Origin of the sequence: Qipengyuania gaetbuli, assembly GCF_020171365.1 — a bacterium.
Taxonomy (GTDB): Bacteria; Pseudomonadota; Alphaproteobacteria; order Sphingomonadales; family Sphingomonadaceae; genus Qipengyuania; species Qipengyuania gaetbuli_B.
This window is the reverse complement of record NZ_JAIUZO010000002.1, coordinates 82467-101683: the sequence shown is the minus strand read 5'-3', so window position 1 is coordinate 101683 and position 19217 is coordinate 82467. Positions and strand designations below refer to the sequence as shown.

Here is a 19217-nt window from a genome sequence, read left to right as displayed (position 1 = left end):
GGAGGGACTGCGATGAAGGTGCATTCGATAACGGCTCTGGCAGGTCTTGCGGCGCTGGGGGCGGCACCCTTGCTGGCCCAGTCGGCAGAGCAGGTGCTGGCCGATCCCGACGCCACTGCGCAGGGCGATGTATCCGTCACCATCTACAATAACGACCAGGCGCTGGTTCAGGACGTGCGGCAACTGGCCATCGGTGCCGGTCGCAGCCGGATCGAGTTTCCGGACGTCTCCGCGCGCATCCGGCCCGAAACGCTCAGCTTCGCGGCGGCGGGTGCGGGCATCGTCGAACAGAACTTCGACTTCGACCTGCTGACACCCACCAAGCTGATGGAAAAGGCCATCGGCCAGACCATCACGCTGATCCGCACCAACCCCGCGACCGGCGCTGAAACGCGCGAGCGTGCGACCGTGCTGTCCACCGCCGGCGGCGTGGTGGTGAAGATCGGCGACCGCATCGAGGTGCTGCGCGACGACGGCTTGCCAGTGCGCGCCATCTTCGACCGCGTGCCGACCAATTTGCGCGCCCGCCCGACATTGTCGGTCACTGTGGAGAGCGACCGCAGCGGGACACGTCCGGCCTCGATCCGCTATCTCACCCCTGGCCTCGGCTGGAGTGCGGATTACGTCGCCCTGTTCGACGAACAGCGCGGGGCCGTCGACATGCAGGGCTGGGTGACGCTGACCAACCAGACCGGCACGACCTTTCATCGCGCAGATACGCTGTTGGTCGCGGGCAGTCCCACCGGGGGCAACAACGGGAATTACAACCCGCGCCGCCGCCCGTCGCCGCCTCCGTCGAACACGATGCGTCCCGGTACGGAAACGGCGAACCGCGAGCAGCTGGGCGATTTCTACCTCTATCCCCTGTCCGAACGCACGACGATCGCCAACCAGCAGACCAAGCAGGTCAGCTTCCTCGACGTGCAGAGCGTGCCTGCCAAACGGCGTTACGAGCGCACAGTCGACTGGCTGACGAATGATGCCGGCTCAATCAATGTCGCCAGCCAGTTGCAGTTCAGCACCAGCCGTAATCAGGGGCTGGGCGATGCGCTCCCGGCCGGCACGGTCCGTTTCTACCAGCGCGATGCGCAGGGGAACCCGCAGTTCATCGGCGAAAGCGGCATCGGCCACACGCCCATGGGTAGCCTGCTGACTCTGCAAACGGGCGATGCCTTCGACGTGCTCGTGCTTGCCGAAGTGGTAGAGCGCGAGAAGATCACCTCGGCCGAATTCGAAAAGTCCGCGCGCTACCGCGTGATCGAGAACAGCAAGGTCATCCGCGACGTCGAAGTGGAGGAGGCCAAGGAATTCTGGCGCACCACCATGCGCTATACGATCACCAATGCGAAGCCCGTCCCGGTCGAGGTCGAGCTGTCGCAGGCGGGCCTCTATCGCGGATGGTGGTCGGAAGACTACCGCGTCATTTCCGAGGATATCCAGGGCCGCCGGTCCGGCCTCGACCGCCGCGAATGGACCGTGCCGGTTGCCGCCAACAGCAAGCGCGAAATCACCGTGACCTACGAGGCGCGCTTCTGAGGCCATTGCGATGAAGCGCATCCTCATCGGACTGGCGGTGTTCGCGGCATCCATCGCGGCTCCCGCTGCCGCGCGCGAGGCGGTCGATGCCTCGAAGCCGCAGAGCCTTGCCGTGACGGTCTACCGCGATCCGGGCCGGGACGAAGACAGCCGGATGAACCGCGACTGGCCCGAAGGCTTCGCCATGATCAGCGAGGTGCGGACCGTCACGCTGCCCAGGGGCGTCTCGACGATCCGCTTTACCGGCGTTGCCGAGGGCATGGTGGCGGTGAGCGCCATCGTCACCGGGCTCCCCGGCGGCACTATCGAGAAGAACCGCAATGCCGAATTGCTGAGCCCGGCGGCCTTGGTCGACCGTTCGCTCGGCAACCGTGTCACCATCACGCGGACCGATCCGGCCACCGGCATCGCGCGCTCCGAAGATGCCATCGTCAGGACGCGGGCGGATGGCGGCCTCGTGCTGCAGACGCAGCAAGGGTACGAAGCGGTGCGTTGTTCGGGCCTACCGGAAAAGCTCGTCTTCGACCGCGTGCCGTCCGGCCTTTCTTCGGACCCCGTGTTCTCCATCGATACGCGCAGCGAGGAGGGGGGCACCTATACGGTAACCCTGTCCTACCTCGCGTGGGGTTTCGACTGGGAAGCGAACTATGTCGCGCGCCTCCAGGAAGCGAAGCGCGATGGCACGCTGCGGATGGAGCTGCTGTCCTGGCTCACCATTCTCAACGACAACAACCAGAGCTTTCCCGACGCCGATTTGATGGCGGTGGCTGGCACGCTCAATATCGAGAGCGACTTCGACGAATTGTCGGAAGAGCCGGTGGCCAATCCCTTGCGGCTGACCTGCTATCCCTTCGGCAGCACGGCGCGCGGTAGTCCGGTCGCCTATCCGCCTCCGCCGCCACCACCTCCGCCGCCGCCTCCGGCAGCGATGATGTACGACAGCGCCAACGCGATTGTCGTCACCGGGGCTCGGGTGCAGAAGGTCATGGCGGAAGCAGCCGCGCCGGTCGCTGTCATTGCCGCCGAGGAGGCGCTGGGCGACCTAAAGCTCTATCGCATTCCGGAACCGGTCACCGTGTCGGCGCAAGGCCAGAAGCAGATCGCCTTTCTCGAGAAGGACGCGGTCGAGGCCCGTTTCGTGTACCGGGTCTCCTGTGATTATGGCGAAGTCGATGCCTATGACGAGGTCGAATATTTCGATCCGGTCCCGATGCTGCTCGTGACCGCCAACGAGGAAGCGAAAGGGCTGGGCCAGTCGCTGCCGATGGGCGGGATGGCGATCTACGAGACTACTGCGGCAGGCGACCTGCTTGTCGCCGAAACCCGCCTGCGCGATTTCGCCCTGTCGGAAGATATCGAGCTGGAACTCGGTGCGAGTTCGCAGGTCTTCGCCCAGTGCGGCCACGTGGACGACGACGAGCTCGACGATGGAAAACGCTGGATCCGCAAGCGGGCGCAGGTTTCCAATGCCAATGATGCGCCGGTGACCGTCAGGCTCGATCTCGGCATGGCCGGCTACACTAGGCTGCGCAATCTTTCGGGCACTAAGATCAAGGATGGGCGAGTGATCTACGAGTTCGAGGTGCCCGCGAATTCACGCCGCGCTGTGCGTTTCCGCGAACGGCAGGACTAGGTGTAAATTCCAGACCGGCAAAAAAATTTCGTTCCACTCTTGTTCTTATGGAACAAAGTGGGTACACCCTGTTGTGTTGAAGAGTCACGAACGGCTCTGGAAATACGAAAGGGGTATGTGTCATGGCGGCCAGTCTGAAGCTCGTGGAAGGAAAACAAGTGGACGCAGATCGCCAGAAGGCATTGGACGCAGCTCTCGCGCAGATCGATCGCGCATTCGGTAAAGGCTCGGCGATGAAGCTGGGCCAGAAGGAAGCCATGAACGTGGAGGTCATCTCCACCGGCTCGCTCGGCCTCGACATCGCGCTCGGCGTGGGCGGCCTGCCGAAAGGCCGCGTTATCGAAGTGTACGGCCCGGAAAGCTCGGGCAAGACGACGCTTGCGCTGCATGTCATCGCCGAAGCGCAGAAGGCCGGCGGTACCGCCGCTTTCGTCGACGCCGAACATGCCCTCGACCCCGTTTACGCCAAGAAGCTGGGCGTCGACATCGACGAACTGATCGTCTCGCAGCCCGATACCGGCGAACAGGCGCTGGAAATCACCGACACGCTGGTTCGCTCGAACGCGATCGACGTGCTGGTGGTCGATTCGGTCGCAGCCCTCGTGCCGCGCGCCGAAATCGAAGGCGAGATGGGTGACAGCCACGTCGGCCTCCAGGCTCGCCTCATGTCCCAGTCGCTGCGCAAGCTGACCGGTTCGATCAACCGCTCCAAGTGCATGGTGATCTTCATCAACCAGCTGCGCATGAAGATCGGCGTGATGTACGGCAATCCGGAAACCACGACGGGCGGCAATGCGCTCAAGTTCTATGCATCGGTCCGTCTCGACATCCGCCGCACCGGCCAGATCAAGGACCGCGACGATATCATCGGCAACTCGACCCGCGTGAAGGTGGTCAAGAACAAGGTTGCCCCCCCGTTCAAGCAGGTCGAATTCGACATCATGTACGGCGAAGGCATTTCCAAGATCGGCGAGATCCTCGATCTTGGCGTGAAGGCCGGCGTCGTCGAGAAGTCGGGTAGCTGGTTCAGCTACGACAGCGTTCGCATCGGTCAGGGCCGCGAGAACGCGAAGACCTTCCTGAAGGAAAACCCCGAAATGTGTGCCAAGTTGGAAGCCGCCATTCGCGGCAAAACCGACGAGGTCGCCGAGGAAATGATGACCGGTCCGGACGCGGACGACTGATCCTCACTCCTCGAAGCGGGAGCGCGGGCGGCGCTTCAACCCCTGCCGCCAGCAAGCCGGACTGTCCCCCGGTGCTCCCGATGAAACGGAAAGCCGGTGCGCGCGCCCATTCCATGGCTGCCGCACCGGCTTTTCCGTATCCGCCTATGGTAATGGACAGGCCACGCGCATAGGCAGGCTGCCGAAACCACCAGGAGCCGTGCATGACCATCATCGTCCACCATCTCAACAACAGCCGTTCGCAGCGCATCCTCTGGCTGCTCGAAGAGCTGGGTGCGGATTATGAAATCAAGGCCTACCAGCGCAATGCGGATACAAATCTCGCTCCGCCCGAACTGAAGGGTGTGCACCCCCTGGGCAAGTCTCCGGTCATTGAGGACGACGGGCGGATGGTCTCCGAAAGCGGCGCGATCATCGAATATCTCTGCGCCCGGCACGGCGGCGAGGCATGGCTTCCTGCGCAAGGTTCTGATGAGTGGGTCGACCATCTCGAATGGATGCAGTTCGGGGAAAGCTCGTTCTTCGTCCCCGTCATGCTCAAGATCTACGCAGGCCGACTGGGCGATGCCGCAGCGCCGCTGATGCCCCGCGTGGACGAACAACTGGCCGCACACATCGATTTCGCCGAACAGAAGATCTCCGACGACCTGCATTTCGTGGGCAACGACTGGAGCGCCGCCGATGTCATGATGAGCTTCCCGGCAGAAATCGCCGTCATGCAGGGCTATGGCGAGCGCGCGCCCAAGCTCGCGCGTTTCGTCGAGGCCGTCCATGCCCGTCCGGCATGGCAGCGCGCCCGTGAGCGGGGCGGACCCTATTTCGTTTGGTAGGCTCGCAGAGCCGCACCGGCCTTGCAATCCGGCGGGCCGAGCCCCTACATGCGCCCCGACCGAACGGCATCCGCCGTCGCCTTCAACACGGGTAACAAGATGAAGATTGCAGTTTTCGGGCTCGGCTATGTCGGGCTGTCAAACGCCATCATGCTCGCCCAGCACAACACGGTTGTCGGCTGCGACGTATCGTCTGATCGCGTGGCCATGCTTCAGGATGGCAAGTCGCCGATCCAGGACGCACTGGTGCAGCAATACCTTGCGGAAGCCGACCTCGACCTGACCTTCACGACCGATTTTGTCGAAACTGTCGCAGGGGCGGAGTTCGCCATTGTGGCCGTACCGACCAATTATGATGTCGATACCAATTTCTTCGACACATCAGCGGTCGATTCCGTCATCGAAAACGTGCTTGCGGCGAACGACCGCACGGTCATCGTGGTCAAGTCTACCATTCCGGTGGGTTACGTTTCCTCTGCGCGGCAGCGTTTCGGCAGCGACCGGATCATGTTCAGCCCCGAATTCCTGCGCGAAGGGCAGGCGCTGCACGACAATCTCCATCCTTCGCGGATCATCGTGGGTGAACGTTCGGAGCGGGGCCAGCGCTTTGCCGACCTCCTGCTCCAGCCCGCTCTCGATGACGATGTGCCGGTGCTGCTGACCGACGCGGACGAGGCCGAGGCGATCAAGCTGTTCGCCAACACCTACCTTGCCATGCGTGTCGCCTTCTTCAACGAACTCGACAGCTATGCCCTGTCCCGCGGCCTCGACACGCGCCAGATCATCGAGGGCATCGGGCACGATCCGCGCATCGGTTCGCACTACAACAATCCCTCTTTCGGCTACGGCGGTTACTGTCTGCCCAAGGACACCAAGCAGCTCCTCGCCAATTACAGCGAGGTGCCGCAAAACCTCATCCGCGCGATCGTCGATGCCAACCGGACCCGGAAGGATTTCCTCGCCGACCGCATTATCGAGAAAAACCCGGCGACAGTCGGAGTGTTCAGGCTCGTGATGAAGGCGGGATCCGACAATTTCCGCCAGTCCTCGATCCAGGGGATCATGAAACGCATCAAGGCCAAGGGCATCGAGGTCATCGTCTACGAACCCGTGATGGAGGAAGACAGCTTCTTCGGCTCGCGCGTTGAACGCGATCTTGCGCGGTTCAAGGCCGATGCCGACGTGATCATCGCCAACCGCCTCGATCCCGAGCTTGCCGATGTGAGCGACAAGGTCTTCACCCGCGACCTGTTCGGGGCCGATTGATGGGCGAAGCTCGCACGGCGCTGGTCACGGGTGCCGCTGGGTTCATCGGCTACTTCACCTGCAAGCGCCTGCTGGCTGACGGCTTCCGCGTCGTCGGTATCGATTCCCTGAGCGACTATTACGACCCGCAGCTCAAGCGCCGGCGTCAAGCCGAACTGCTGCAGAATGCCGGCTTCCGGATCGAGAATGAGCCGATCGAGGCACCCGGACTGCTGATGCAGATGTTCGAGGATGAGAAGCCCGACGTGGTGATCCACCTCGCCGCACAGGCGGGCGTACGCTATTCGATCGAGAACCCCCGCTCATACCTCGAAAGCAATCTGGTCGGCACGTTCGAGCTGCTCGAAGCGGCCCGCGCGCACCCGCCGCAGCACATGCTGCTCGCCTCGACCTCCTCGGCCTACGGGGCGAACGAGGAAATGCCCTATCGCGAGACGATGAAGACGGACCACCAGATGTCCTTCTACGCGGCGACCAAGAAGGCGAACGAAGCGATGGCGCATTCCTACGCCCACCTGTTCGACCTGCCGGTCACCATGTTCCGCTTCTTCACCGTGTATGGTCCGTGGGGCCGCCCGGACATGGCGCTGTTTAAGTTCACCAAGGCGATGCTGAACGGCGATCCGATCGACGTGTACAATCACGGCGAGATGATGCGCGACTTCACTTATGTGGAAGACCTCGTCGAGGCGATCCGCCGCCTGATCGACACTCCGCCGGTGCGCCCCGAAAACCGCGATGACATCGCGGAAGGCGACAGTCTCTCCCCCGTCGCTCCGTGGCGGGTCGTCAACATCGGCAATTCGCAGCCGGTCCAGCTGGGCGACATGATCGCGGCGGTCGAGGACGCGCTGGGCATCGAGGCGAAGCGGAACCTCATGCCGATGCAGCCGGGCGATGTTCCCGCGACCTGGGCCGATGCGGAGCTCCTGAAATCGCTTACCGGCTATGTACCGCACACCGATATCGGGGAAGGCGTCCGCCGCTTCACCGACTGGTATCGCGATTACTACCGGGTCTAGGCGATGACGGACCGGTCCGACTGGGAAGGGCGCGTCGGGCGTAGCTGGGCCGATGAATGGCGCCGGACCGACCGCAGTTTCGGCGTACTGACGGACAGGCTGGTCGAGGTTGCCACGCGGGAGGCATTCAGCCTTGCGCTCGATATCGGCTGCGGGGCCGGGGAAACCTCGCTCCGTCTTGCCGATGCCCGCCGTGAAGCGCGCGTGCTCGGCGTCGATATCAGCGAAGACCTGCTGTCCATGGCACGCGAGCGGGTCGGCGATCGTGCCAATATCGAATTCCGGTTCGCAGATGCCTCGAAGTGGACGGCGAGGGAGCAGGAACGGCCCGATCTCATCCTGTCGCGCCACGGTGTAATGTTCTTCGGCCAGCCGCAATCAGCCTTTGCGCATATCAGGGCGCAGGCCAAAGAGGGATGCCGCCTGGCCTTTTCCTGCTTCCGTGCACGATCCGAGAACGAGTGGGCGATGAAACTTGCAGGCGTGGTTTCGGCAGAAGCATCGCCGCCTTCCGACCCCCGTGCGCCCGGTCCTTTCGCCTTTGGCGATGCGGAATACGTGGAGCAGCTTCTTTCGTCCGCGGGCTGGCGCGACATCGGTTTCGAAGCGGTCGATTATCCCATGATTGCGGGCGAGGGGGTCGATGCGATCGAGGATGCGCTGTCCTACTTCCTCCGCATCGGCCCTGCTGCGGGAGCGATTGCAGCCCTTGATGGCGAGCAGCGCGCTACCGCGATCGAGCGCCTTCGCGAGTTGATGGCCGCGAATTTCGACGGGGGTCGGGTGGCGCTTCCCGCCTCCAGCTGGATTGTGACGGCGCGCGCGTGAACTGATCGCAGGCTCTGCACAGTCTGAACGGGCATTCGCGCTTGTCGGCTGCGCGCCGATTGCCTAACTGCGCTCCCATGACGTCGACCAACGAAATCCGCCGCTCTTTCCTCGATTATTTCGCTGCCAACGGGCACGCGGAAATCCAGAGCGCGCCGCTCGTCCCCTTCAGCGATCCCACGCTGATGTTCGTGAACGCCGGGATGGTGCCGTTCAAGAACGCCTTCACCGGACTCGAAACGCCGCCTGCGCCCCGTGCGACCACTGCGCAGAAGTGCGTGCGCGCGGGTGGCAAGCACAACGATCTCGACAATGTCGGCTACACCGCTCGGCACCACACCTTCTTCGAGATGCTCGGCAATTTCTCATTCGGCGATTACTTCAAGGAACAGGCGATCGACCATGCCTGGACCTTGCTGACCAAGGAATGGGGGCTGGACAAGGACCGGCTGCTGGTCACCGTCTACCACACCGACGACGAAGCGTTCGACTTGTGGAAGAAGCGCACCGGCTTTGCCGACGATCGCATCATCCGCATCCCGACCAAGGACAATTTCTGGGCGATGGGATCGGACGGTCCGTGCGGGCCGTGCTCGGAAATCTTCTACGATCACGGCGATCATATCTGGGGCGGACCTCCCGGTTCGCCGGAAGAGGACGGTGACCGCTTCGTCGAGATCTGGAACCTCGTCTTCATGCAGTTCACGCAGGAAAACGACGAGATCGTCGGCGACCTGCCCAAGCCCAGCATCGATACAGGCATGGGGATCGAGCGCGTGGCCGCCGTCATGCAGGGCGTGCACGACAACTACGACACCGACACCTTCAAGGCGCTGATCGGCGCGAGCGAAGCGCTCACCGGCGTGAAGGCCGAAGGCGACCAGCAGGCCAGCCACCGCGTGATCGCGGACCATTTGCGCTCGACCAGCTTCCTCCTGGCCGACGGCGTCCTGCCGAGCAATGAAGGGCGCGGCTATGTCCTGCGCCGCATCATGCGCCGCGCGATGCGGCACGCACACCTGCTGGGCGCAAGTCAGCCGCTGATGCACCGCCTCGTGCCGGAACTGGTGAGCGAGATGGGTGCGGCCTATCCCGAACTCGTCCGTGGGCAGGCGCTGATCCAGGAAGTGCTGGAGCGCGAGGAAACCCAGTTCCGCCGCACGCTCGACAAGGGGCTCAAGCTGCTCGACGAGGCGACCGGCGACATGGGCGAAGGCGGCACGCTCGACGGCGAGACGGCCTTCAAGCTCTACGACACCTACGGTTTCCCCTACGACCTGACCGAAGACGCGCTGCGCAATCGCGGCATCGGCGTCGACAAGGCCGGTTTCGATGCCGCCATGGCGCAGCAGAAGGCGGCTGCACGGGCTGCATGGAAGGGTTCGGGCGAAGCGGCCAGCGAGGAAGTCTGGTTCGACATCGCTGAGCGCGAAGGATCGACCGAATTCACCGGCTACAGCTCCGACACGGGCGAGGCGGCAGTGGTCGCACTGGTCAAGGACGGGCAGGAAGTCGCCACCGCTTCGGCGGGCGATGAGCTGATCGTGCTGACCAACCAGACACCGTTCTACGGCGAAAGCGGCGGCCAGACCGGCGATGCCGGGCGCATCTGGACGCCCGAAGGCCTCGAGATCACCGTCAGCACGACCAACAAGCCGCTTGGCCGCCTGCATGCGCATGTCGCGAAGGTGGAAAAGGGCAGCGTGAAGGTCGGCGATGCAGTGCATCTGGAAATCGACGCCGATCGCCGCGACCGCATCCGCGCGAACCATTCGGCAACGCACCTCGTCCATGCAGCGCTGCGCAACCGGCTTGGCGACCATGTCACGCAGAAGGGCTCGCTCGTGTCCGACGACCGTTTCCGCTTCGACTTCTCGCACCCCAAGCCGCTTGCTGACGATGATATTGCGGCGATCGAAGCCGAGGTGAACGCCGAGATTCGCGCCAACGAACGCGTCGGCACGCGCCTCATGTCACCCGATGATGCGGTGGCAGCGGGCGCGCTCGCACTGTTCGGCGAGAAATATGGCGACGAGGTTCGCGTCCTGTCGATGGGCCGCAAGGCCGACGGCGGCAACAACTACTCGGTCGAACTGTGCGGCGGCACACACGTGGAAGCCACAGGTGACATCGGTCTGTTCAAGATCGTGTCGGAAAGCGCCGTCAGTTCCGGCGTGCGCCGTATCGAGGCGCTGACCGGAGAAGCGGCGCGCCAGTGGCTGCTCGCCCGTGACGAGGCGGTGCGTATCATTGCCGGCGCGCTCAAGACCTCGCCGGACGAGGCGGCCGCGCGTGTGTCGGCACTGGTCGAGGAGCGCAAGCGTCTCGAAAAGGAACTCACCGAAGCCAAGCGCGCTCTCGCACTGGGCGGTGGCGGTAGCGGCGATGCAGGGCCGGCCGACGAAGAGATCGGCGGCGTCGCATTCTCCGGACAGGTGATCGAAGGTCTCAATCCCAAGGACCTTCGCCCGCTGCTTGATGAGGCGAAGAAGCGCCTCGGTTCGGGCGTTGCTGCGATTTGCGCGGTCAACGATGGCAAGGGCGCATTCGCGGTTGCCGTGACCGATGACCTGACCTCTCGCTTCAGTGCGGTCGATTTCGTGCGCGTCGGCGTCGAGGCGCTTGGCGGCAAGGGCGGTGGTGGCCGTCCGGACATGGCGCAGGGCGGCGGACCGGACGGCTCGAAGGCCGAGGATGCGATTGCCGCGGTGCGAGAGGCGCTGGCCAAAGAAAACGCCTGACGGTTACCGCCAGGCGTTTCCTGTCTCAGCCGGTTCAGGCGGCGGGCGTCTCCTTGGTGACGCCGCTGGACCCTTGCTCGATATCGTAGCCTTCGGTGTCGCCCGGCTTGCCGCGAAGTTGGTCGCGCGCCTGGTCCTTGAGGGGATCGGCCACGTTCTGCGGCTTGAATTTCTCGCTGTTCGGCGTGGGCTTTGTCGGATCGGGATTGCTCATAAGAATTATCTCCTTTCCCGACCAACGCACGGAAAAGGTGAAGGTTCTTAGAAAGTCAGCCTTCCGCCGTGCTTGACCTCAGCTTGGGCTTGTAGGTCAGCGCTCCATCCTCCTCGATACGGGCGCGGAATTCGTCGCGCTTCTCGTGGATGGAGGCGATTACAGGCCCCATGGCAACGCCGATGTCGACCAGAACCGCCTCGGAAAGCTGCAGCGTCGCCTCCAGCGTTTCGGGCACGGCATGGCTGGCGCCTGCACGGTAGAGTTCCGATGCATGGGCGATGTCACGGGCACGCGCGACGATCAGCAGGTCCGGGTGCTCTGCGCGAAGCTTGGAAACGAGCCGCTGGGCCAGCACAGGTTCGTCCATGGTCAGGACGACCGCCAGCGCATTGTCGACGCCCAGCCTCCTGAGCGCATCCCCTCGGGCGGCATCGCCGAAGGTTGCCCGATAACCCTTGCGCTTGGCGCTCTCGATCATGTCGGCATCGGAATCGATCGCGACATAGGGCTTGTCGTGCGCTTCAAGCATCTGGGCGATCAGGCGACCGACGCGGCCGGCACCCACGATAATGACCCGCGGTTCGCCCTCGTCCTCGGGCGGCAGTTCGGGGGCGGGTTCGATACGGCGGGCAACCATGCGGCCGAGCCGTGCCAGCAGGGGCGTGATGGTGAGGCCGATTGCAGTCACGATCTGCCAGAACTGCGCCGTGCCGGGCTGGATCAGCAGCGCGCTGCTCGCCGCCGCCAGCACGATCAGCGTCGTTTCCGAAGGGCTGGCCATCAGGATGCCCGTTTCCGCCGCCGTGCTGCGGCGCGCACCCATGAGGCGAAGGAGGACGCCCGTCAGCAAGGCCTTGAACAGAAGCACGCCAACAACCGCGACGGCGACAACGCCTAGGTTTTCCCAGATGGTCCTGAGGTCGATGCTCATGCCCACGGTGATAAGGAAGATACCCAGCGCGAGGCCCTTGAACGGCTCCATGATCGTCTCGACTTCGCCGTGATATTCGGTCTCGGCGATCAGCAGGCCCGCAATCAGCGCGCCCACGATGGGCGACAGGCCGACGGCTGCAGTGGCCAGGCTCGACCCGATGACCACCAGCAGGGCGGCGGCGAGGAAAAGTTCGGGGCTTTTGGTCCGGGCTGCCTGCGCGAACAGGCGGGGCAGGAGAATGCGGCCGGCAATCATCATCACGCCGATCACCAGCGCACCCTGCCACAGCGTCTGCAGCAGGCCTTCCCAGCCGTCCGCCTGCGCATTGGGTGCCATTGCGCCAAGGACGAAAATGATCGGGACGATCATGATGTCCTCGAACAGCAGCATGGAAAGCGCTGCGCGGCCCACGGGGCTGGAACTGCCGGAGATCGGCAGGACGATGGCAGTGGACGAGAATGCAAGGGCAAAACCCAGCGCCAATGCGCCGGTCCAGTACTGGCCCATCATCGCCAGCACCGCCGCAATGCAGATGCCGCCTATCATCAGCTCCATCGCGCCGAGGCCGAAGACCAGCTTGCGCAATTGCCACAAGCGCTTGAACGACAGCTCGAGGCCGATGGCGAACAGCAGCAGGATGATTCCGAACTCCGCAAATGGCTCCAGTGCTTCGGGATCGGATATCGTGACATGTTCGAGCAATGGTCGCTCGTAGACCAATTGACCGAGGCCATATGGACCGACAAGAATGCCGATCAGGATGAAGCCGATGACCGGCGTGATGCGGAAGCGGGTAAACACCGGGATGACCAGCCCGGCAGCGCCGAGGATCACCAGTGCGTCGGAAATTGCGGGAGAAGCCAGTTCGCCGGATGCCATGGGGGTGTCTTATGGGCAGAAACCCGCTCTGTCATCCGGTTAAGGCGGGATGGATCGAAGCTGTCATCAGGCAGTTCATGATTTGCTCACATGAAAGACGTAGATTTGCTTCGACCAGGTCGCACCGTGAAGAAATACCCCTCCCGAACGTCCCTATCGAGGACCGGCGCCGCGATGAGCCTCGTGCTCATGCTGGCTGCGTGCGGCGGTGGAGGGGGAGGGCCGCCCGTTTCGGCCCCGAGACCCACGCCGACACCCACGCCGACCCCGACCCCGACGCCCACGCCGACTCCAACGCCTACGCCCACTCCGCCACCAAGCGGCTTTGTCACGGCCGAGTACGAGCGGTCCGACGGGCCGGAATTCCACGGGGCCATCACAGCCTGGGAATCCGGTGCCACGGGTACGGGTTCGGTAATTGCCGTGATCGACACAGGGATCGACAGCGACAGCCCGGAATTTGCCGGACGCATCCATCCCGCGTCGCAGGATGTGGCCGGGAACCGCGGTATCGAGGCGGAGGATGATCACGGCACCAATGTCAGCCTGATCGCAGCCGCCGCGCGCAACAACCAGGGCATCGTGGGTATCGCTTTTCAGGCCGACGTCCTTGCCCTGCGCGCCGATGCGCCGGGCACCTGCGCTACCGATACACCGGACGATCCATCGCTCGGCTGCAGCTTCATCAATCGCGACATCGCGCGTGGGATCGACGTTGCGGTCAACGCCGGTGCGACCGTGATCAACCTCTCCCTCGGCGGAGGGGCGCCCGGGCAGGCGGTGCTCGATGCGGTTGCCCGCGCTTCGGCAGCGGGTGTCGTGATCATCGTCGCCTCGGGCAATTCCGGCGACGGAAGCGACCCCGATTTCGACCGGTTCCAGCCGCTGCCCTTTGCCTCCGCCATCCGCGATGCTGGGGGGAACAACGTCATCATCGTCGGTTCGGTCGATGAAAGCGGCGCTTTTTCCAGTTTCGCCAATCCGGCAGGAGCGCAGGCGGACTTCTACCTGACGGCTCGCGGCGAGCGCCTTTGCTGCGTCTACGAGGATGGCCGCATCTTCGTGGGCACAGACACTAGCGGCGATTACGTGGTGCTCTTCTCCGGCACGAGTTTCGCAGCACCTCAGGTTTCCGGCGCCGTGGCTCTGCTCAAGCAGGCCTTCCCGAACCTGACCGGGGCGGAGATCGTCGAATTGCTGCTCGACAGCGCAAGGGACGGGGGCGACCCCGGGACCGATACGACCTTCGGACGCGGCATCCTCGACATTGCTCGGGCATTCCAGCCGGCAGGTGCACTTTCGATTGCCGGAACGAGTCTGGCGGTCTCCAGCGGCCAGCCCGTGGCAGTCGGCTCGCCCGCGATGGGCGATGCGCTGTCCGGAAACGGCGGCGTGACCACGGTTGCGACAGACAAGTACGACCGCGCCTACTCCGTCGACCTCGGTCGCGGGATGCGTGACGGGTTCGAGGGCAGCGACCGACTTAGGGCTGCACTTGCACCCGGTGGCCGACGCGTGTCGGCCGGCAACGAGCGGCTCGCAATGGGTTTTACGGTCACGGACCGTTCTGCCGCGAACAGCGGGTTGGAGCCGGTTGCGGAGCTGCTGCTCAGCAGGAACGAGGCTGATGCGGCACGGGTGCTGGCCGGACGCATTGCGGCGCGCATCTCGCCGAATCTGCAACTGAGCTTTGCCATCAGAGAAGGCAGCGACGGCCTTGCCGCACAGCTGGAAGGAAGCGATGCTCCGGCGTTCCTGGTTGCAGGGTCAGGCAGGGCCTCACCGCTTCAGGCGCGCGGTACGCGCACGATTGCAGCGCGCTATGAAATCGACCCCAGCACCGGCCTGAGCCTCTCGATGGAAAGCGGCGATGTGTCGGTATCCTCCGAAGGTCCGCTGCCGGAGCCCACGCGCGTCCTGTTCGATCGCAACCGCTATGTCCGTGTCAGTGGACAACTGGACCGCTCCTTCGGCAATTTGCGCGGATCGACGGCGCTGGACTGGATCCGCGAGGACAGCACGGTCCTTGGCGGCTGGTTTGGTGGGACGCTGGGCGGCGAGGGGGCGGAAACCGTCCTGCTGACCGGTACGCTGGGCTACGATATCGCACCGCAGTGGACGCTTGCCAGCACACTGCGCCGCGGCTGGACCATGGTCGACACTGCGGGGCTTATCGGTGCGAATTCGCGCCTTGCCACCAGTAGCTGGTCGATCGATCTCGACCGGAGGGGCGTCTTCAATGCGCAGGATCGCCTTGCATTCCGCCTCTCGCAACCGATGCGGGTCGAAAGCGGGGGCCTCAACCTGCGCCTGCCGGTGGGGTACGATTACGCCACCGAAAGCGCCGTGTTCGGCGACCGCCTGTTGTCGCTCACGCCTTCATCGCGCGAGATAGTGGGCGAAGCACGCTGGAGCGGCCCGATGGGCTGGGGCTGGGGCGGAGCGTCTCTATTCTACCGCAAGGACCCGTTCCACCGCGCCGATACCAACTCCGATTACGGGGCCGCCGTCAGCTACCGCGCCACGTTTTGAGGCGTCAGCCGCCGCCCGGATGCTTTGGACCGAGCGGTTCGCGGCGCGGGCGGGGCTTGCCAGGGTGCTTCCCGTCCTCATCCCACTCGATGCGATAGAGATCGAAGCGGCGGTCGGCGAGGTTGCGCACCGTGCCTTCGGCGCGCGCCCATGACAGGTCCGCGAGGTTGATGTCGCTAATCGTCAGCGTCTCCACGTTTTCGCTGGCTTCTGCCGCGATACCGTCGCGGGCGAAGGGAAAGTCGCACGGCGTCAGGATGCAGCTCTGTGCGTACTGGATGTCCATGTTGGCGACGTTGGGCAGGTTGCCGACATTGCCCGACAGCACGACGAAACACTGGTTCTCGATCGCACGCGCCTGGCCGCAATAGCGCACACGCAAATAGCCCTGCCGGCTGTCGGTACAGAATGGCACGAAGATGATCCGCGCACCTTCGTCGGCGAGGCGTCGGCTGAGTTCGGGGAATTCGCTGTCATAGCAAATCTGTACGCCGATCGGGCCGCAGTCCGTCTGAATGACCTCGACCTTGTCGCCGCCCTTGATGTTCCACCAGTACCGCTCGTTCGGGGTGGGGTGAATTTTCTCCTGCGCATGGACCGAACCGTCGCGCAGGCAGACGTAAGCGACATTGTGGATATCGCCGTCTTCCATGCGGGTGGGGTGGCTGCCGGCAATGATGTTGATGTTGTAGCGCATCGCCATGTCGGAGATATCGCTGCGCAGGCGCGGGGTGTATTCCGAAAGGCGCTCGATCGCCTCTACCGGCGAGAGTTCCTTCTCCTCGAAGCTCAGCAGCATGAGCGTGAAGAGTTCGGGAAAGACGATGAAGTCCGCCTCGTAATCGCTTGCAACATCGATGAAATACTCGATGGCCCGCATAAATTCGGCGTAGTCTGCCACCGCGCGGGCCTGCAGCTGGCAGGTGGCCACGCGCACGGCTTCCACCCCGCGGGGCAGGCGCTTCTTCACCGGCTGGTCGCGTTCCACATAGGGGTTGCGCCAGACCATCATGACCGCATTGGCCATGCTCGCCTTGTCTTCGGGCAGATAGCCTTCGATGATACGCTCGGGCTCGAAACCATTGGCGAGCTGGAAGCGCAAGACCGGGTCGTGCAGTTTCCCCTCGACCACCTTTTCGAGGTAATCCTGCGGGCCTTCGACCCTGCGGCGATAGCGGCGGTAATTCGGCATCCGCCCGGCAAAGACGATGCCCGTCAGGTCCTTCTCTTCCGCCAGCGCGCGGCGCTCTTCATAGAGGCGGCGCCCGATGCGCACGCCGCGCACCTTGGGGTCGACGCACATTTCGTAGCCGTAGAGCCAGTCGCCCGTCGGGTCGTGGCGGCTGCCGTAGCCGTTGCCGGTAATCTCGTCCCAGTCATGATCCTGGAATGCGAGCGCTTCTGCGACCTGCATGGTGGCGCAATAACCCACCACCTCGTCGTCGAGCAGGGCGACGAAGCAGCCTTCGCGGAAATTGTTGATCTGGCCGCGGATTTCGCCGTGGGTATAGGCGGGCATGTCCTCGTAGACGCGTCGGACGAGGTCGGCGATGCCGCGAATGTCCTTGATCTTGGCGTTACGCACCTCGAGCCGGCGCTGGCCGAACTTCTCGGAGGACTTGCGACGTACAGACGGGCGTTTTTTCCTGACCGGAGAGCTGTTTGGCATCAATTTTCCGCGTTGAAGAGCTGTTCGACCGACCCGCCGTTGCCAACAAGAATGGCGGCGACGCGGCGGCGTCCATGGTAATAAGGCAAGGCGGGATGATCGGTTCCATCGCGCTCGAGCGCTGCAGCCTGCTCGTCTGACAGAGTGCTTTCGCCCGCGACGTAGTCGGAATACCCTTCCACCTTCCAGGTCGGGAAGGCCTGGGATTTCAGGATCCCGAACCGGCGCCGGATCAGGCCATGTGTGAATTCGTGCGCGAGGACGCTGCCGAGAGAGCGCTTTGCTCCCAGCGCAGGGATGATTCCTTCTACGGGATCGGTCGCGTTGACGACCACCGCATCGGTCAGAGGTCGCGTGATGGCGAGCGCGCCGGACGAAGTGTTGGCGAGCCAATGCCAGCGCCATCCGCCGTCGGTGACAAAAATCGGCCGCCGTTCGTTCGCGGAAGCGAGCGGCGTGCTCGCCATTCTTTCCTTGACCGTCGCGACGCTGCGCCGGACCATGGCCGGATCGAGCGCGCGCTCCGATCGGATCGTGCCGATCTCGGTTTCGGTGGAGTAGGGAAAGGCCAGCAACTGCGGTGCGAGCAGCGGCGAAGCCAGTAGGAGGAGTGCGGCGCCGCTCAGGAACGACGCCGCACTCTTGAGGCCGGGGCGCTTTTTCAGGCCCAGTTGGCCATTTCCTTTTCGAGGTTCTCGACGATCGCCTCGAAAAACTGCTCGGTGGTCATCCAGCTCTGGTCCGGACCGATCAGCAGCGCGAGGTCCTTGGTCATCTTGCCGCTTTCGACGGTCTTGATGCAGACTTCCTCCAGCGTTTCGGCAAAGCGCACCACGTCGGGCGTGTTGTCGAACTTGCCGCGGTACATGAGGCCGCGGGTCCAGGCGAAGATGCTGGCGATCGGGTTGGTCGAGGTCGCCTTGCCCTGCTGGTGCTGGCGATAGTGACGGGTGACGGTGCCGTGCGCGGCTTCCGCTTCCACGGTCTTGCCGTCCGGCGTCATCAGGACCGAGGTCATCAGGCCGAGCGAGCCGAAGCCCTGCGCCACGATGTCCGACTGCACGTCGCCGTCGTAGTTCTTGCAGGCCCAGACGAACTTGCCGCTCCACTTGAGGGCCGCGGCGACCATGTCGTCGATCAGGCGGTGCTCGTAGGTCAGGCCGTGCTTCTCGAAGTCGGCCTTGAACTCGGCGTCGAACACTTCCTGGAACAGGTCCTTGAAGCGGCCATCGTACTTCTTGAGGATGGTGTTCTTGGTGGACAGGTACACCGGCCACTTGCGGTCGAGACCGTAGGAGAAGCTGGCGCGCGCGAAATCGCGGATGCTGTCGTCGAGGTTGTACATCGCCATGGCGACGCCGGGGCTCTGGAACTCGAACACGTCGAGGTCGATCTTCTCGCCGTTCTCGCCTTCGAAGACGAGGCGCAGCTTGCCGGCGCCCGGGATAAGCGTGTCGGTGGCGCGGTACTGGTCACCGAAAGCATGGCGGCCGACGACGATGGGATCGGTCCAGCCGGGCACGAGGCGCGGCACGTTGTCGATCACGATCGGTTCGCGGAAGACCACGCCGCCGAGGATGTTGCGGATGGTGCCGTTGGGCGAACGCCACATGCTCTTGAGGTTGAATTCCTCGACGCGGGCTTCGTCCGGAGTGATCGTGGCGCACTTCACGCCGACGCCGTGTTCCTTGATCGCGTTGGCTGCATCGACGGTGATCTGGTCGTCCGTCTCGTCGCGCTTCTCGATCGAGAGGTCGTAATACTTCAGGTCGATGTCGAGATACGGAAGGATCAGCCGTTCGCGAATCCACTTCCAGATGATCTTCGTCATTTCGTCGCCGTCGAGTTCGACGACCGGGTTGGCTACCTTGATCTTGGCCATGGGTTTCCTGTCAGTTCGAATGGATTTGCGCGCGCTTTAGCAGAGGTGTGGGCGAGGGCAAGGT

14 protein-coding genes are annotated in these 19217 nt (G+C 63.8%); 9 read left to right on the top strand and 5 right to left on the bottom strand.

The features are described 5' to 3' along the window. The first annotated feature begins 12 nt into the window (after window positions 1–12). From LCL94_RS00850 to alaS, 8 genes are all read left to right on the top strand, one after another. Entirely contained in the window at window positions 13–1536 is a 1524-nt protein-coding gene (locus LCL94_RS00850) for a DUF4139 domain-containing protein (RefSeq protein ID WP_224830600.1), read from the top strand. A gap of 10 nt (window positions 1537–1546) precedes the next feature. Then, window positions 1547–3169 (top strand): DUF4139 domain-containing protein, encoded by a 1623-nt coding sequence (locus LCL94_RS00845; protein WP_224830599.1) that lies wholly within the window; start codon window positions 1547–1549, stop codon window positions 3167–3169. Window positions 3170–3291: 122 nt separating this feature from the next. Continuing rightward, window positions 3292–4353, top strand: a complete 1062-nt coding sequence (recA, locus tag LCL94_RS00840) for a recombinase RecA (RefSeq protein WP_160607250.1) — start codon at window positions 3292–3294, stop codon at window positions 4351–4353. 203 nt (window positions 4354–4556) lie between these two features. After that, on the top strand, window positions 4557–5183 hold the full coding sequence (locus tag LCL94_RS00835) for a glutathione S-transferase family protein (protein WP_224830598.1): 627 nt from the start codon (window positions 4557–4559) through the stop codon (window positions 5181–5183). Between the two features lie 99 nt (window positions 5184–5282). Next, the gene (locus LCL94_RS00830) at window positions 5283–6449 is read left to right on the top strand and encodes a nucleotide sugar dehydrogenase (protein ID WP_224830597.1); all 1167 of its coding nucleotides are present in this window, start codon (window positions 5283–5285) and stop codon (window positions 6447–6449) included. Then, entirely contained in the window at window positions 6449–7471 is a 1023-nt protein-coding gene (locus LCL94_RS00825; RefSeq protein ID WP_224830596.1) for an NAD-dependent epimerase/dehydratase family protein, read from the top strand. Before LCL94_RS00830 ends, LCL94_RS00825 begins: the two co-directional genes overlap by 1 nt. 3 nt (window positions 7472–7474) lie before the next feature. Beyond that, complete coding sequence (locus LCL94_RS00820) at window positions 7475–8299, top strand: class I SAM-dependent methyltransferase (RefSeq protein ID WP_224830595.1); 825 nt, start codon at window positions 7475–7477, stop codon at window positions 8297–8299. Window positions 8300–8376: 77 nt separating this feature from the next. After that, on the top strand, window positions 8377–11040 hold the full coding sequence (gene alaS / locus LCL94_RS00815) for an alanine--tRNA ligase (protein WP_224830594.1): 2664 nt from the start codon (window positions 8377–8379) through the stop codon (window positions 11038–11040). 34 nt (window positions 11041–11074) lie between these two features. Here the strand turns inward: alaS and LCL94_RS00810 are convergent, their stop codons facing one another. Both LCL94_RS00810 and LCL94_RS00805 read right to left on the bottom strand, forming a co-directional pair. Beyond that, entirely contained in the window at window positions 11075–11254 is a 180-nt protein-coding gene (locus tag LCL94_RS00810; RefSeq protein ID WP_224830593.1) for a hypothetical protein, read from the bottom strand. A gap of 55 nt (window positions 11255–11309) precedes the next feature. Next, window positions 11310–13070: a cation:proton antiporter gene (locus tag LCL94_RS00805; protein ID WP_224830592.1), complete on the bottom strand. Its 1761-nt coding sequence runs from the start codon at window positions 13068–13070 to the stop codon at window positions 11310–11312. A 174-nt stretch (window positions 13071–13244) separates the two neighbouring features. Here LCL94_RS00805 and LCL94_RS00800 point away from each other — a divergent pair, with 174 nt between their 5' ends. Beyond that, entirely contained in the window at window positions 13245–15602 is a 2358-nt protein-coding gene (locus LCL94_RS00800) for a S8 family peptidase (RefSeq protein WP_224830591.1), read from the top strand. 4 nt (window positions 15603–15606) lie between these two features. Here LCL94_RS00800 and LCL94_RS00795 read toward each other — a convergent pair whose 3' ends face one another. From LCL94_RS00795 to LCL94_RS00785, 3 genes are all read right to left on the bottom strand, one after another. Further along, on the bottom strand, window positions 15607–17271 hold the full coding sequence (locus tag LCL94_RS00795) for a carbon-nitrogen hydrolase family protein (protein ID WP_224830590.1): 1665 nt from the start codon (window positions 17269–17271) through the stop codon (window positions 15607–15609). Continuing rightward, entirely contained in the window at window positions 17271–17846 is a 576-nt protein-coding gene (locus LCL94_RS00790) for a hypothetical protein (RefSeq protein ID WP_224830589.1), read from the bottom strand. The genes LCL94_RS00795 and LCL94_RS00790 overlap by 1 nt, the downstream gene beginning before the upstream one ends. A gap of 86 nt (window positions 17847–17932) precedes the next feature. Further along, entirely contained in the window at window positions 17933–19153 is a 1221-nt protein-coding gene (locus LCL94_RS00785) for an NADP-dependent isocitrate dehydrogenase (RefSeq protein ID WP_224830588.1), read from the bottom strand. Window positions 19154–19217 lie beyond the last annotated feature (64 nt).

Excerpts from the sequence above, each read along its gene's own strand:
- LCL94_RS00830 (WP_224830597.1), top strand. The coding sequence starts at position 5,283 with ATGAAGATTGCAGTTTTCGGGCTCGGCTATGTCGGGCTGTCAAACGCC.
- LCL94_RS00845 (WP_224830599.1), top strand. The coding sequence starts at position 1,547 with ATGAAGCGCATCCTCATCGGACTGGCGGTGTTCGCGGCATCCATCGCG.
- LCL94_RS00825 (WP_224830596.1), top strand. The coding sequence starts at position 6,449 with ATGGGCGAAGCTCGCACGGCGCTGGTCACGGGTGCCGCTGGGTTCATC.
- LCL94_RS00805 (WP_224830592.1), bottom strand. The coding sequence starts at position 13,070 with ATGGCATCCGGCGAACTGGCTTCTCCCGCAATTTCCGACGCACTGGTG.
- LCL94_RS00835 (WP_224830598.1), top strand. The coding sequence starts at position 4,557 with ATGACCATCATCGTCCACCATCTCAACAACAGCCGTTCGCAGCGCATC.
- LCL94_RS00800 (WP_224830591.1), top strand. The coding sequence starts at position 13,245 with ATGAGCCTCGTGCTCATGCTGGCTGCGTGCGGCGGTGGAGGGGGAGGG.
- LCL94_RS00810 (WP_224830593.1), bottom strand. The coding sequence starts at position 11,254 with ATGAGCAATCCCGATCCGACAAAGCCCACGCCGAACAGCGAGAAATTC.
- alaS (WP_224830594.1), top strand. The coding sequence starts at position 8,377 with ATGACGTCGACCAACGAAATCCGCCGCTCTTTCCTCGATTATTTCGCT.
- recA (WP_160607250.1), top strand. The coding sequence starts at position 3,292 with ATGGCGGCCAGTCTGAAGCTCGTGGAAGGAAAACAAGTGGACGCAGAT.
- LCL94_RS00850 (WP_224830600.1), top strand. The coding sequence starts at position 13 with ATGAAGGTGCATTCGATAACGGCTCTGGCAGGTCTTGCGGCGCTGGGG.
- LCL94_RS00820 (WP_224830595.1), top strand. The coding sequence starts at position 7,475 with ATGACGGACCGGTCCGACTGGGAAGGGCGCGTCGGGCGTAGCTGGGCC.
- LCL94_RS00785 (WP_224830588.1), bottom strand. The coding sequence starts at position 19,153 with ATGGCCAAGATCAAGGTAGCCAACCCGGTCGTCGAACTCGACGGCGAC.
- LCL94_RS00795 (WP_224830590.1), bottom strand. The coding sequence starts at position 17,271 with ATGCCAAACAGCTCTCCGGTCAGGAAAAAACGCCCGTCTGTACGTCGC.